The sequence below is a fragment of the Halalkalibacter suaedae genome (assembly GCF_017939705.1).
Taxonomy (GTDB): domain Bacteria; phylum Bacillota; class Bacilli; order Bacillales; family Bacillaceae_D; genus Halalkalibacter; species Halalkalibacter suaedae.
On record NZ_JAGKSQ010000001.1, the window covers coordinates 193,862 to 208,612 of the forward strand.

12 protein-coding genes, 2 tRNA genes and 1 other annotated feature are annotated in these 14,751 nt (G+C 39.8%); of the genes, 1 reads left to right on the plus strand and 13 read right to left on the minus strand.

Annotated elements, in window-relative coordinates; all coding sequences use genetic code 11:
* Positions 1–290: 290 nt before the first annotated feature.
* The 10 genes from tig to ilvD all read right to left on the minus strand — a co-directional run bounded on the left by tig (position 291) and on the right by ilvD (position 13,032).
* The gene (tig, locus tag J7W16_RS00950) at positions 291–1,583 is read right to left on the minus strand and encodes a trigger factor (protein WP_210595058.1); all 1,293 of its coding nucleotides are present in this window, start codon (positions 1,581–1,583) and stop codon (positions 291–293) included.
* Positions 1,584–1,693: 110 nt separating this feature from the next.
* Positions 1,694–2,734 (minus strand): tetratricopeptide repeat protein, encoded by a 1,041-nt coding sequence (locus J7W16_RS00955; RefSeq protein WP_210595059.1) that lies wholly within the window; start codon positions 2,732–2,734, stop codon positions 1,694–1,696.
* A gap of 192 nt (positions 2,735–2,926) precedes the next feature.
* A complete protein-coding gene (leuD, locus tag J7W16_RS00960; RefSeq protein ID WP_210595060.1) occupies positions 2,927–3,505 on the minus strand; it encodes a 3-isopropylmalate dehydratase small subunit in 579 nt (192 codons plus the stop codon).
* A gap of 12 nt (positions 3,506–3,517) precedes the next feature.
* A complete protein-coding gene (gene leuC / locus J7W16_RS00965; protein ID WP_210595061.1) occupies positions 3,518–4,933 on the minus strand; it encodes a 3-isopropylmalate dehydratase large subunit in 1,416 nt (471 codons plus the stop codon).
* Between the two features lie 89 nt (positions 4,934–5,022).
* A complete protein-coding gene (gene leuB, locus J7W16_RS00970; RefSeq protein WP_210595062.1) occupies positions 5,023–6,114 on the minus strand; it encodes a 3-isopropylmalate dehydrogenase in 1,092 nt (363 codons plus the stop codon).
* Between the two features lie 13 nt (positions 6,115–6,127).
* Positions 6,128–7,678, minus strand: a complete 1,551-nt coding sequence (locus tag J7W16_RS00975; protein WP_210595063.1) for a 2-isopropylmalate synthase — start codon at positions 7,676–7,678, stop codon at positions 6,128–6,130.
* Positions 7,679–7,691: 13 nt separating this feature from the next.
* Complete coding sequence (ilvC, locus tag J7W16_RS00980; protein WP_210595064.1) at positions 7,692–8,693, minus strand: ketol-acid reductoisomerase; 1,002 nt, start codon at positions 8,691–8,693, stop codon at positions 7,692–7,694.
* Between the two features lie 61 nt (positions 8,694–8,754).
* The gene (gene ilvN, locus J7W16_RS00985) at positions 8,755–9,276 is read right to left on the minus strand and encodes an acetolactate synthase small subunit (protein WP_210595065.1); all 522 of its coding nucleotides are present in this window, start codon (positions 9,274–9,276) and stop codon (positions 8,755–8,757) included.
* Positions 9,273–11,003, minus strand: a complete 1,731-nt coding sequence (gene ilvB / locus J7W16_RS00990; protein ID WP_210595066.1) for an acetolactate synthase large subunit — start codon at positions 11,001–11,003, stop codon at positions 9,273–9,275. Before ilvB ends, ilvN begins: the two co-directional genes overlap by 4 nt.
* 104 nt (positions 11,004–11,107) lie before the next feature.
* Positions 11,108–11,361, minus strand: a binding site (T-box leader).
* Positions 11,362–11,364: 3 nt separating this feature from the next.
* Positions 11,365–13,032, minus strand: a complete 1,668-nt coding sequence (ilvD, locus tag J7W16_RS00995; protein ID WP_210595891.1) for a dihydroxy-acid dehydratase — start codon at positions 13,030–13,032, stop codon at positions 11,365–11,367.
* A gap of 297 nt (positions 13,033–13,329) precedes the next feature.
* On the opposite strand from ilvD, the gene J7W16_RS01000 reads away from it, so the two are divergent.
* Positions 13,330–13,737, plus strand: coding sequence for a hypothetical protein (locus J7W16_RS01000; protein WP_210595067.1), 408 nt, complete (start codon positions 13,330–13,332; stop codon positions 13,735–13,737).
* A 152-nt stretch (positions 13,738–13,889) separates the two neighbouring features.
* Here J7W16_RS01000 and J7W16_RS01005 read toward each other — a convergent pair.
* From J7W16_RS01005 to J7W16_RS01015, 3 genes are all read right to left on the minus strand, one after another.
* Positions 13,890–13,966: transfer RNA gene (locus J7W16_RS01005), tRNA-Arg, on the minus strand.
* Position 13,967: 1 nt separating this feature from the next.
* A tRNA-Gly gene (locus tag J7W16_RS01010) sits at positions 13,968–14,041 on the minus strand.
* Between the two features lie 198 nt (positions 14,042–14,239).
* Positions 14,240–14,749: a metallophosphoesterase family protein gene (locus J7W16_RS01015; protein WP_210595068.1), complete on the minus strand. Its 510-nt coding sequence runs from the start codon at positions 14,747–14,749 to the stop codon at positions 14,240–14,242.
* Between the last annotated feature and the right edge of the window lie 2 nt (positions 14,750–14,751).

Sequence of the window (14,751 nt, forward strand, 5' to 3'; positions counted from 1 at the left end):
TTATTATTCCTCTTTCATATGTACACGGAGGAACCATTTATTTATTTCATATTATGTATGGATTGATTATACATTCAATATTCGTATAGAAAAACCCTTTTTCTTTTGAAAATTACGTCTTTAAACGAGATGATCAGTTAGGTTGTGTCCATTTCTTTCTTATAGCTTTCACAAATATGACGCACCTCATACATCACGACCGATACGTTCATAAGTGAAATGATTGAAAAACAAGGCACGAACACGTTCGCGCCTTGTTTAAATAGATTATTCAAATCAAACTTGTTTTATTACGCTTTTTTGCTGTTTTCTACAAGGAATTCAACAGCTTTTTGAATTTTCAAGTCACCTTTAATTCCATCAAGTCCACCTTGTGCTGCAAAGATATTCTTGATTTCATCAACAGGACGTTGATACATTTCAGCCATCTTTTCAATTTCCTTATCAACATCTTCATCAGATGCTTCTAAGTTCTCAGCGTTAGCAATAGCTTCTAGTGTTAGGTTTACACGAACACGCTTCTCGCCGTCTGTTTTGAACTGCTCTCTCATTGCTTCTTCATCTTGACCAGAGAATTGGAAATACATATCAAGATTCATACCTTGAGCTTGAAGACGTTGCTCAAATTCTTGAAGCATACGATCCACTTCTGTATTTACCATTGCTTCTGGAAGATCGATCGTTGCATTTTCACTAGCTTTTTCAACAAGTGTATCGCGAACTTGATGTTCAGCTTGGTGTTCCTTATCCTTTTGAAGCTTTTCTTTTAATGAAGCTTTTAACTCATCAAGAGTTTCAACTTCTTCATTAACGTCCTTAGCAAACTCATCATCTAGTACAGGTAGCTCTTTACGCTTAATATCGTGTACTTTCACTTTGAATGTAGCAGCTTTTCCTGCTAAATTCTCTGCATGATACTCTTCAGGGAAAGTAACTTCTACGTCTTTTTCTTCTCCTGCTTTAAGACCAACTAATTGCTCTTCAAAACCAGGGATGAATTGACCAGAACCGATTTCTAGTGAATAGTTATCAGCTTGTCCACCTTCAAATGCTTCCCCATCAACGAATCCTTCAAAATCAAACACAGCTGTATCGCCAATTTCAATTGAGCCTTCTTCAAGTACAACAAGCTCTGCTTGACGTTCTTGAAGTGTTTTAAGTTCAGCATCTACATCTTCGTCTGTTACAGTTGTATCTGTTTCTTCAACTTCTAGACCTTTGTATTCACCTAATTGTACTTCAGGCTTTACAACTACTTTCGCAGTGAAGATAAGATTGCTTCCCTTTTCCATTGTTTCAATATCAATGTCAGGGCGATCAACTGGCTCAATCTCTGTCTCATTAATAGCAGCAGCATAAGCTTCAGGTAGCAAAATATCAAGTGCGTCTTGATATAGCGATTCTACACCAAATTGCTTTTCGAACATTGAACGTGGTACCTTTCCTTTACGGAATCCTGGTACGTTTACTTTCTTAACAACCTTTTTAAATGCTTGGTCAAGAGCCTCGTTAACCTTTTCAGCTTCTACTTCAACTGTTAGGACTCCTTCATTTCCTTCTAATTTTTCCCATTTTGCAGTCATTTCGTTCCCTCCAACTATATACATCTTCTTCGTTTCCGAACAATAGATTTCTTCTATGATCATTGACAACCACTCTAGTATACCATAACGTGCGACCAATTCAAATAATACTATTTATCAGTTGAATTTCTACCTTGACGTTGATAGACAATCGCTTCGATTTCCTTAACCTCATTACATTTTTCATAAATATGATTCTGCTGAACGAGGTTTGTCTCAGTCTCAATAGGATTGTCAATCCCCATTCTTTCCGCAGCACAGCAATAGAAAACAGATGACCAAAATTCTTCATCAGCCGGTTCAGGTAGAAATGGATAGATTGAGAGCATATGTGACCAGGAAAGATGCTTCGCCATTTCAAATAGAAGAGGATCTTCCTGTTCCAATCTCGCTTCTAATGCTTCTTCAATTCGTCTTCCAAATGACTCGTGTCGTTCATTATCAATCTCAGAAGGGCGAACCATTCCTTCATAACTACCCTTTTTAATATGTATTTCCTGACTACAGTCCTTGTCGTGTAGCGCTTGAAGAGCTAAACTCTGCAACGCATAATCACGGTTTTTCCCTTCAACATATTGAATAAGTAATGTAATGGCTTCAGGATGGGAAGAATCCTTCAATAGGGTTAACGCAGTCGACTGCAATTCTACGGATGTTGATTCTAACATATGTACTATATCTTCCTGTAACGGGATCGTCTCTGGCTCGATTTGTCCCGGCCATTCTTGATCGCCTACCATTTGTCTACTGAAATGAAGAAGTTGATAGAACGACTCTGCGTATTGGGCCGGAAAACGATTTTCCGACAGTACCGCATCTAAAATATCAACAACTTCTTGGTATTTACCTAACTGGACGAGTAAAGAAATATGTACTTGCAAGTTATCATAGTAGTCGCCAATTCCCTCACGAAGTAGATCATTTGTATAACCAACAGCTTCTTCAAGTCTACCAAGCTCAACTAGGCTTAACATTTTACCAAAGAGCACTTGTGGATGCTCTGGTTCATGCTCCTCGGCATGTAAGAAAAATTGATAAGCAGCCTCCCCGTCCTTGACTTTTAGTGCATCCATGCCTTTTTCAATTAGTCGCTTCACAAGGCCTGGGTATAGTATAATATTTTTATCCTTCTTATGTATTCGCTTATCCACGATGGAACCGCTCCACTCTTTATGAGTTTTGATGGATCACCTCATCATATTCCATTAAGTTTATCAGTTTCAACTTAAGATAACAAATCCATCAGGGATATTTACATGCATTTTTGTTAAAACGTTTACATTATTTATGTTAAAAAGGGTCCATAAAGGTGAAACACCTATGGACACCTATTTGCTACATTCTTATCTTTTTGCTTCATATGCAGTTATTTCCGCATCGTAATTAAGGGTAAGTCCAATTTCATCCCAGCCATTTAGAAGCATTTCTTTCCAATAAGGGTCAATAGCGAAACTAGCTTCGAATCCCTCTCCTGAAACTTTTTGCTCTTTTAGGTTAACTGATAATTCTAATTGTGAGTTGGCACCCTTTTGAAGAAGTAGAGAAACCTTTTCTTCTTCTAAACTAATTGGAAGCATACCGTTTTTCACACAGTTATTATAAAAAATATCGGCAAAGCTCGGTGCAATGATAACACGAAAACCGAAATCAGATAGAGCCCAAGGTGCATGCTCACGTGATGAACCACAACCGAAGTTATGACCCGCTACTAGAATACTTGCTCCTTTTGTATGAGGTTGATTTAGTTCAAAGTTAGGATCAGGCTCCCCATTTGCAAGGAAACGCCAGTCGAAAAATAAAAACTGACCAAAACCTGTTCGTTCAACCCTTTTCAAAAATTGTTTTGGAATGATTTGATCTGTATCCACATTCACGCGGTCCATTGTTGCGACAATTCCTGTATGATTAACAATTGGTTCCATCCTTTTCCCTCCTTAGTTAACTACTTTCTCTTTCTTCCACTCACGTATGTCAACAAAATGTCCAGCTATCGCTGCAGCAGCCGCCATTTCAGGACTAACAAGATGTGTTCTTGCTCCCTTACCTTGACGTCCCTCAAAATTCCGATTGGACGTCGATGCACATCGATCACCTTCAGGCACAATATCAGGATTCATTCCTAAGCAGGCACTGCAACCAGAATGACGCCATTCGAAACCAGCTTCCTCGAAAATTTTATCTAAACCTTCTGCTTCAGCCATTTTCTTTACCTTTTGGGAACCAGGTACAACGATTGCACTTACATGGCTTGCCACTTGTTTTCCTTCTATAATTTTCGCGGCTGCTCTCAGATCGCTAAGTCTAGAATTTGTACAGGATCCAATAAACACATGTTGAATCTCGATGTCTTTGATTGGTGTGCCAGATTCTAGATTCATATATTCAAGAGCTTGCTTAATCGCACGTTTATCTGTTTCGTTTTCTCCATCTTCAGGATATGGTACAGTTTGAGAAACACCAATCCCTTGCGATGGATTAGTTCCCCAAGTAACCATCGGCTCAATTTCAGATGCGTCAATTGTTACAACACGGTCATAGCTTGCACCTTGGTCACTAGCAAGTGCCTTCCATTCCTCTACAATGGATGCATATGCTTCCCCTTTTGGAACATTAGCACGACCTTCCAAGTAATCAAACGTCACTTGATCAGGGCTGATTAGTCCTGCTTTTGCACCTGCTTCAATTGACATATTACAAATGGTCATTCTTTCTTCCATCGTCAATCCACGAATCGCCTCACCTGTGAATTCAACAACAGATCCGTTTCCAACGTTCACACCGAATTTACCTATGATCGCTAAGATAATATCTTTGGCAGAAAGTAAAGGGTTCAATTCCCCAGTTACTCGGATCTCAAGTGTTTGTGGTTTTGATTGCCATAATGTTTGCGTTGCTAGTACATGCTCTACCTCACTAGTCCCTATACCAAAAGCTAATGCACCAAACGCCCCGTGAGTTGACGTGTGACTGTCTCCACAAACAATTGTTTTTCCAGGCTGTGTTAAACCAAGCTCAGGACCGATAACATGAACAATACCATTCTCAGGATGCTCTAAGTCTGCTAATTCAACACCAAACTCCTTACAGTTCTTTGCTAGCGTTTCAATTTGAACACGTGAAATTTGATCGGTAATATTGTAGCGATCCACTGTCGGAACATTATGATCCATTGTTGCAAATGTCAAATCAGGTCTACGGACTTTCCGATTTGCTAGACGAAGTCCATCAAAGGCTTGTGGGGATGTTACTTCGTGTACTAAATGAAGATCAATATAGAGTAGACTTGGCTTCCCCTCTTCCGCCATAACCTCGTGCTTTTCCCAGATCTTTTCAATGATCGTTTTAGCCACTTATGATTCCCCCTTTTTCTTTTTTTAGTTTAAGTTAGAAGGAAAGGTGCTCGAAAAAGGATAACCTTTTCGAGACACCTTTCTACTTTTTAACTAGCATTTTGTTTATTATTTTGTAATGCTTCGATTACTTTATCAGTCATTTGTATCGTTGATAGAGTATTAGAGTCATTCGTTAAATCAGCCGTACGGTAGCCTTTATTCAAGACCTCGTTAATCGCATCTTGGAGAGAGGTTGCTTCATCATACAGGTCAAATGAATACGCCAGCATCATTGCAACAGATGAAAGAGTAGCTAACGGATTGGCTAAGCCTTTTCCTGCAATATCTGGTGCAGATCCGTGGATCGGTTCAAATAGACCAGGGCCATCCTCACTTAAACTAGACGAAGGAAGCATTCCTAAAGAACCTGTAATCATTGAGGCTTCATCACTAAGGATATCTCCAAACATATTCTCCGTAACGATGACGTCAAATTGTCTAGGATTTCGAACTAGTTGCATCGCTGCATTATCAACTAACATATGTGAATAGTCTACATTAGGAAAATCCTTTGCAACTTCTTCAACAACCTCACGCCACAAGCGGCTTGATTCAAGTACATTTGCCTTATCGACTGATGTCAAATGGCCACGACGTTCACCTGCTAATTGAAACGCCTTTCTGACAATACGCTCGATTTCAAAACGAGAATATTGTAATGTATCGATAGCAATCTCTTCGCCATCAACTATCTTTCGTTCACGAGGTTCACCAAAATAAAGACCACCTGTTAATTCACGTACAATTAACAATTCAACACCTTGAATGATTTCATCCTTTAGTGGGGAAGAATCTGCTAAAGCATCATAAATTGTGACTGGACGTAGATTGGCAAATAACTGTAGTTCTTTTCTTAACCCAAGTAATCCTTTTTCAGGTCGTTGATCCCCAGGAAGTTGATCCCATTTCGGTCCGCCAACAGCTCCAAGAAGAACTGCATCACTCTGACGACAGGCTGATAGAGTTTCCTGAGGAAGAGGGGTGCCGTTTTTATCAATGGATATTCCGCCGATATCGCCATAAATTAATTCGAATTCATGCTGATATAAAGCCTCAATTTCCTTTAACACACGAGTTGCAGCCTCACAGACTTCAGGACCAATTCCGTCACCAGGAAGAATGGCAATACGCTTTTTCATCGTTATTCCTCCCTTACACGTTATTTATTACATTTAATTGTTGCTCTTGATAATTTTTTCGATCAATCGTTCGATTCACTGCATTTATATAAGCTTTTGCAGATGCCTCGAGCACATCGTTCGCTGTTCCACGACCCGATGTTTCAAGCTCCTCATATTTAACGGTGACATACACCTCTGCAAGCGCATCTCGGCCACCTGATACAGATTGAATTCGATAATCAGTTAAGATAATTGGTGCATCGATGACTCTCTCTAACGTATTGTAAATTGCTTCAACACTACCAGAGCCAGTTGCCGCCTCTTGAATCGTTTCACCATTAGGATTCTTCATCGTAATTGTGGCTGTTGGAATATTGGTTGTGCCGTAATTTACCTGAAGCGTTTCTAACTCATAGTGAGGTACAGCGACACCAACAGAAGCCTCTGTCATAAGAGAAAATAAATCATCCTCAGTAATATCTTTTTTCTTATCTGCAAGCTCCTTAAATGCAACGAAGATCGTTTGTAATTGTTCATCTGTACCTGTAAACCCGAGTTCTGTCAGCTTTTCTTTAAACATATGGCGACCAGAATGCTTCCCTAGTACCATCCGGTTAGACGAAACACCAACAAGTTCTGGTGTAATAATTTCATAGGTTTCTTTGTTTTTCAGAACCCCATCCTGATGTATGCCAGATTCGTGGGCAAATGCATTTGCTCCAACAACTGCTTTATTATTAGGAACGACCATGCCTGTTAACTTACTTACAAGAGCACTCGTTCTCTTAATCTCATTCAAGGTTAATCCCGTTTTTGCTTGGTAATGGTCTTGACGTATTTGAAGAGCTACTGCAATTTCTTCTAATGAAGCATTTCCAGCTCGTTCTCCAATTCCATTAAGGGTACACTCAACTTGACCAGCACCGTTTTGGATTGCCGCAAGAGAGTTAGCTACTGCCATCCCAAGATCATCATGGTTATGAGTAGAAAGGATTGCTTTGTCAATATTCTGAACATTTTTCGTAACGTATTGAAACATTTCGCCAATTTCATAAGGTGTTGTATAACCAACAGTGTCAGGTAAATTAATGACCGTTGCTCCAGCATCAATTACAGCACGAATAATTTTAGCTAGAAATGGCAATTCTGTTCGACTCGCATCCTCTGCAGACCACTGAACATGTGGAAATTTAGCTGCTGCAAATTTCACCGAGGCTACAGCATGCTCGATGACCTGCTCAGGAGTCATACGCAACTTATACTGCATATGAATCGGTGAGGTTGCAATAAACGTATGAATCCTTGGCTCAGCACTATCTTTAAGAGCTTCCCAAGCTGTATCAATATCACGTTCAATTGATCTCGCAAGTCCTGTAACAGAGCTCCCCTTTACAGTACGTGCAATCGCTTGAACAGAAGCAAAATCACCTTGTGAGGAGGCTGGAAAGCCAGCCTCTATAATATCTACTCCAAGTCTTTCAAGTTGTTTAGCAATTTCTACTTTTTCTTGAAAGTTTAAGTTAACCCCGGCAGATTGTTCTCCGTCACGAAGCGTCGTATCGAAAACATTAATTTTTCGCACTACCGCCCACTCCTTAGATGTTAGACTTTGCTTTTACAAATGGCATCATTTCGCGTAATTGGCGACCAACTACTTCGATTGGGTGTTGGCTTTCAGCTCTTGTGATAGCAGTGAATTCTGGACGATTTGCTTGGTTTTCTAAAATCCAACCTTTTGCAAATTTACCTGTTTGAATATCTGTAAGAACCTTTTTCATTGCTTTCTTCGTATCCTCTGTAACAATTTGTGGACCAGCTACATAATCTCCCCACTGTGCTGTATCAGAGATTGAATAACGCATTGTTTCAAGTCCACCTTCGTACATTAAATCAACGATTAATTTTAATTCATGTAAACATTCAAAGTAAGCGACCTCTGGTTGGTAACCTGCTTCAACTAGTGTTTCAAATCCTGCTTTAACTAGTGCAGATGCACCACCACACAGAACTGCTTGCTCACCGAACAAATCTGTTTCTGTCTCTTCTTGGAATGTTGTTTCTAATACTCCTGCACGTGCAGATCCAATTTGCTTAGCATAAGCTAGAGCAATATCTTTTGCATTCCCTGTAGCGTCTTGGTATACAGCAATTAGTCCTGGTACACCGCCACCTTCTTGGAATACACGACGAACTAAGTGACCTGGCCCTTTTGGTGCTGCTAAGAATACATCAACATTTGCAGGTGGAACAATTTGATTAAAATGGATGTTGAAACCGTGAGCAAATGCTAAGATTTTTCCTTCAGTTAACTCAGGCTCAATTTCATTTTTGTAAACAGTCGGTTGAAGCTCATCTGGAAGAAGGATCATGATTAGATCTGCTTTCGCTGCTGCTTCACGAACTGAATAGACATCAAATCCGTCATTTACGGCTTTATCCCAAGACTTACCTGGACGAAGACCAATAATTACATCTTGACCACTCTCACGCATATTAAGTGAATGAGCATGCCCTTGTGAACCATAACCAATAACGGCAACCTTTTTATCCTTCAAAATTCCTTCATTTACGTCTGAATTGTAATAAACCTTTGCCATAATCAATCTCTCCTCTGTGTTTTGTTAGTTTTTATATTTGAATATCATTATTCAACAATTATTAGTTAATCAGGGTAAGTCGATGTGGATCGATCGCTGATTTTTTTGTGCTACGATTAAAGGCTGTAATTCCTGTACGGGCGAGTTCCTTTATGCCGTAAGGACGAAGAAGATCAATTAACGCCTCAACCTTTTGGTGATCTCCAGTAATTTGAATCGTTAAACTCTCGCGACCAACATCAATTGTTGATGCACGGAATGTGTTTACAAGTGCTACTACTTCCCCACGTTGTTGTGGTGTAACAAGAATTTTTATTAAAGCAAGCTCGCGAGCAACAATCGATTCATCGGTAATGTCTTTAACCTTTAGCACATCGACTTGTTTGTTTAATTGCTTAATCACCTGCTCAACATTTTGCATACTATCAACCGCAACAACAAAAGTCATTCTTGAAATCGCGGGGTTTTCCGTCATACCAACTGTAATACTTTCAATATTATAATGGCGTCTTGCAAACAAACCTGTAATTCGATTTAAGACACCAGAAGAATTATTAACAAGTGCTGTTATCGTACGTTTCATGGCTTAATCCCCTCCATTTGATGCTGGCCTTTTCCTGGAGAAATCATCGGATACACATTTTCTTCTTTTGCTACTCTAACATCCATGAGTACAGGTCCTGGGTATGCAATCATTTCTTCTAAAGCTGATTTTAAGTCTGAAAGCTGATCAACTCTCATCCCTTTAATATCATAAGCTTCCGCCAATTTAACAAAGTTTGGCTGGATCGGGAAAAGTGAGTTAGAATAACGCTCACCATGGAACAATTGCTGCCATTGTCTTACCATACCTAATGACGCATTGTTGACAATAACAATTTTCACTGGAAGGTTTAGTTCCTGTAGGATTGATAATTCCTGTGCAGTCATTTGGAACCCTGCATCACCAATTACAGCAACAACAGGAGTTTTCGGTTCTGCAAACTGTGCTCCAATCGCCGCTGGGAAACCAAAGCCCATCGTGCCCAATCCTCCAGAAGTAACCCAACGATTCGGTTTATTAAAGCGGTAAAATTGGGCAGACCACATTTGATGCTGTCCTACATCAGTTGTGACAATTGCTTCACCATTTGTCACTTCATGAACAAGCTCAATTAATTGCTGTGGCTTAATTGTTTCACCATCTTCTACGTACCAAAGAGGGTACTCCTGCTTCAATGCTGCAAGCTTTTCACGCCACTCAGCAGTATCACCTCGTTCGCCGCCTTCTTCGATTAACATCTCTAAGGCTTGCTTTGAATCACCAACAACCGGAATCTCCGTTTCGATATTCTTACCGATCTCAGCTGGGTCAATATCGATATGGGCGACACGAGCATTAGGTGCAAAGTGAGCTAGATTCCCTGTTAAACGGTCATCAAATCTAGCACCAATACTAATTAAAAGATCTGACTCATGAATAGCAATATTGGCTGTATATGTGCCATGCATCCCGCCCATTCCTAAGAACAGCTCATGATCACCAGGAAAACCACCAAGACCTAGTAATGTGTTAACAACTGGAATCTTATTTTTCTCTACAAAGGTTAACAGCTCACTAGAAGCTTTCCCATGTAACACCCCAGCCCCTGCAAGAATAACAGGTTGTTTCGCATCCTTAACCGCATCTAACACTTTACGAATTTGTAATCTGTTAGGAACAACAGTTGGTTGGTAACCAGGAAGATTAATTTCTTTTTCATAATCAAAGGTTCCTGTCATAAGTGAAATATCCTTCGGTAAATCAATCAGGACCGGTCCTGGTCGACCTGTTGTTGCAATATGAAATGCTTCTTTAATAATTCTCGGAAACTCATCTACAGATCGAACTTGATAGTTGTGTTTAGTAATTGGCATCGTAATTCCAATCATATCAGCCTCTTGGAAAGCATCAGTTCCAATTAAGTTCGAAGCGACCTGACCTGTGATAACAACTAGCGGGAGAGAGTCGATCATAGCATCTGCAATCCCTGTTACTACATTGGTTGCCCCCGGACCTGATGTCACAATACAGACACCCGGTTTACCAGAAACTCTGGCATATCCCTCTGCTGCATGAATCGCACCCTGTTCGTGTCTTGCAAGGACATGATGAATTCCTGTTTTATATATCTCATCATAAGTTGGAAGGATTGCACCACCAGGGTAACCGAATATTACATCAACACCCTCTTGTCTAAGAGCTTCAATTAACATACTCGAACCAGACATTTCTTGATTTTGCTTAGTTACTTCTTGCTTTTGTTCAGTATCTTTCATTCTTGTACTCATCTCCTCAGCCTCCCTAACTTATTTAATACTAGTTCGTAACATTCTGAATTTAATCATAAAAAAACCTTTCCACCCCACATAAAGCCAACATGTTATTTTGCGGCTGAAGGGGTGAAAAGATTCTTTCCACGGTACCACCCTTATTCATTGAGCAGACATGCTCAATCTTATGGATAAGTTTTCACTTATCACGTTTTGGTAACGAGTGCTGTGAAACACTCGATCAGCCTTAGTTGGGAATCCGTTCAGGCTAATGCTCAGAGGTGAGTTTCATTAATAGGGACAACACCGCATCTCAGCAAAAACGGCTCTCTGTGGAAGTCCTCTATTAACTACTTATCCTCTTCTACGCTCTTATCTATTAGATTTTCATGATTCCGCCTGTATTAGCGGAAGTAACAAGCTTAGAATATCTAGCTAAATATCCTTTTTTCACTTTAGGCTCAGGTTCTACCCAACCAATCTTTCTCTCAGCCAACTCTTCATCTGAAACAAGTAATTTAATTGTACGATTTGGTAAATCAATACGAATCTTATCACCATTCTCAACGAATGCAATTGGACCACCCTCGGCAGCTTCTGGAGAGATATGACCAATTGAAATCCCACGAGATGCACCTGAGAAGCGCCCGTCTGTAATAAGTGCAACCTCTTTCCCAAGTCCTCTTCCAGCAATAGCTGAAGTAGGTGCTAGCATTTCTGGCATCCCAGGTCCACCTTTAGGGCCTTCATAGCGAATGACCACAACATGACCTGCTTTTACTGTTCCTGCATTGATTTCCTTTTGAGCTTCATCCTGTGATTCGAAGACAATTGCCTCACCTTCAAACACTGTAATTGAAGGATCAACTCCCCCTACTTTAATAACTGCTCCATCTGGGGCAAGATTACCAAATAGAATTGAAAGACCTCCTACAGGACTATATGGATTATCTTTTCTACGAATAACATCATCATTCGTAATTTCAGCATGTTTTACGTTTTCGTAGAGGCTCTTACCTGTGATTGTGATTCTTTCAGGATGAATAGCTCCTTCAATAGAGCAAAGCTCCTTGATTATCGCACTTACTCCACCTGCTTGGTGGACATCATCCATTGAGTAATCCGAAGCAGGACTAATCTTACTTAAATAAGGAACTCGTTCTGCTACTTCATTAATACGATTCAAATCATACTCAATTTCTGCCTCATTTGCGATTGCCAGTGTGTGAAGAACGGTATTTGTCGATCCACCCATAGCCATATCAAGTGCAAAGGCATCATCAATCGTTTCCTTTGTAACAATATCTCTTGGTTTAATATCTTTTTCTATTAGATTCATTAAATGCTTAGCTGCATCTTTAATGAGTTGATGACGTTTTTCAGATGTGGCTACTAATGTCCCGTTTCCAGGTAGTGCCAATCCAAGCATCTCCATAAGGGAATTCATTGAGTTAGCTGTGAACATTCCAGAACAGGATCCGCAGGTCGGACAAGCACTTTGTTCAATCTCAAGTAACTCTTCTCTTGTCATATTACCTGACGTAAATGCGCCTACTCCTTCAAAAACTGATACAAGCGATAGACTCTTTCCATCTTTCGTTCGTCCAGCCTCCATCGGTCCACCTGATACGAATACTGAAGGAACATTTGTCCTTACAGCTGCCATCAACATTCCTGGTGTAATTTTATCACAGTTTGGAATAAAAAAGACACCATCAAACCAGTGGGCATTTATGACAGTTTCTGCTGCATCGCAAATGATCTCTCGACTTGGAAGTGAATATCTCATTCCAATATGCCCCATCGCAATTCCATCATCAACACCAATTGTATTGAACTCGAATGGAATGCCTCCCGCTTCTCGTATTGCTTGTTTTGCTACTTCGGCAAATTTATTAAGATGCATATGTCCCGGAATAATGTCTATATATGAATTACAGACACCGATAAATGGTTTATCCATCTCATCTTCTTTGACGCCAGCAGCCCGTAACAAGCTACGATGGGGGGCTCGATCGATCCCCTTTTTAATCATATCACTTCTCATCATACCCGCTCCCCTATTTCAATGCTTCTCTATTTACTTGTATTGTCCTTTGAAAAAAAGCTCTACTCAGAGAGGACATTTGTTTTTTATATAGTAGTTGTTTGAGGTTTATCATACGCTCATTCAGAGTGATGGTCAACCACTTTTGCGAAAATAATTTGACTATTTTGATAGTTGTTTATTTTGTATACGCTTACACTATTGATAGAACTAGTCTGGAAAACTTAAAATCCACTTCTGTCTATTTTAGGCATATGTGGCTATTTTATAGGGCATCCTAGAAACGGGTGATTATACATGTTAAAGAAATCCAAAAACTGGGTTAAACTCTCAAAAAGGTTTCCATTTATTCGCGTACGAAAAACGAAAAAAGCATCATTGGTTTTAGTTGAAGAATTGTGGCAGGCCTGTTATTCAGATGCTGAAAAATATCTCTACACAGAGCTACGGGCCAAAATGTACTATCCAACCCCTCACTATTGGATTAGTAACATTAAGGCAAACATCGCACTTGTTCCTTTTAAATTAGCGTTAATCGAAAAGAAAAAAGGAATAGACGAGAAAAGAATCAGCAAAGCATTAAAGAAACAGGGCTGGAGTGTATTATTCTATCAAGCAGATGACCTAATGAAAAATGAATTCGAATATGTCGATCGTGTTCTTGAACATGCCTCGATTCAAGGACATATCTCTACACCTTCTTGAATCAATTTCTTCACCAGCCACTCTTAGTGCACTTCAACTGCTATGATTGCTCATTAGCAGTTGAAGTGCACTATTTACTCAACAAAAAAACGCCCCTCGTGACTTAAGTCAACGAGAAACGTTATTTACAGATTTAAGTATGTAATTTAGTATGGCGTCCCAGGAGAGATTCGAACTCCCGACCGACGGCTTAGAAGGCCGTTGCTCTATCCTGCTGAGCTACTGGGACATGGAGCGGGTGATGAGAATCGAACTCACGACATCAGCTTGGAAGGCTGAGGTTTTACCACTAAACTACACCCGCATAATTAACTATTTCTGACTGTGTTCATTCACTAACATCTTGTGACGACATTTATTAATATAACTAAATTAAGTACAAATGTCAACTCAATAAATGATTTTTTTATTAAGTTATTATAATTAATCACCGTATTAAGAGGAGACAACTGAAAAAGGTGGTTACTGTACCTTTTTCAGCATGCTACTCTATCTTCTTTATCTATACCGTAAACTCATAAATCATATCCTCAACTCGTACACCATCTTTTTCAAAGAAGGTAACAGTTGTCTTATCATCTGTTCTTTCGCATATACAATATGTACGGATACGTTTACCCATTGGTAGTTTAATGCTACCAGGGTTAATATAGATAATCCCGTTTTGCTCAAAGGTCGTTGCAATATGAGAATGACCAAAGCAGGCGATGTCAGCTTGTTTCTCCTCTGCTCGGTAGGTTAAAGGAACAGTTGTCATTTTTACATTGTACAAGTGGCCGTGAGTCACATAAATCGAAGTTGCTTCAACTGTCTCAATGATTTCCTCTTCAAAGTCATCACCAAAATCGCAATTACCCTTCACAACTTTTACCCCGGTCAAAGCCTCATTATCTCGATCTAACTCAGAGTCACCACAATGAATAATAATATCAACTTCCGTCCTATATCGATCGACAATTTCCTTTAATTCTCGTTGCCAGCCGTGACTATCACTAATAATCAATGCCTTCACTA

Coding starts and splice junctions, on each gene's coding strand:
- ilvN (WP_210595065.1), bottom strand. CDS start 9,276: ATGAAACGTACGATAACAGCACTTGTTAATAATTCTTCTGGTGTCTTA.
- tig (WP_210595058.1), bottom strand. CDS start 1,583: ATGACTGCAAAATGGGAAAAATTAGAAGGAAATGAAGGAGTCCTAACA.
- J7W16_RS01000 (WP_210595067.1), top strand. CDS start 13,330: ATGTTAAAGAAATCCAAAAACTGGGTTAAACTCTCAAAAAGGTTTCCA.
- ilvB (WP_210595066.1), bottom strand. CDS start 11,003: ATGAGTACAAGAATGAAAGATACTGAACAAAAGCAAGAAGTAACTAAG.
- leuB (WP_210595062.1), bottom strand. CDS start 6,114: ATGAAAAAGCGTATTGCCATTCTTCCTGGTGACGGAATTGGTCCTGAA.
- leuD (WP_210595060.1), bottom strand. CDS start 3,505: ATGGAACCAATTGTTAATCATACAGGAATTGTCGCAACAATGGACCGC.
- ilvC (WP_210595064.1), bottom strand. CDS start 8,693: ATGGCAAAGGTTTATTACAATTCAGACGTAAATGAAGGAATTTTGAAG.
- ilvD (WP_210595891.1), bottom strand. CDS start 13,032: ATGAGAAGTGATATGATTAAAAAGGGGATCGATCGAGCCCCCCATCGT.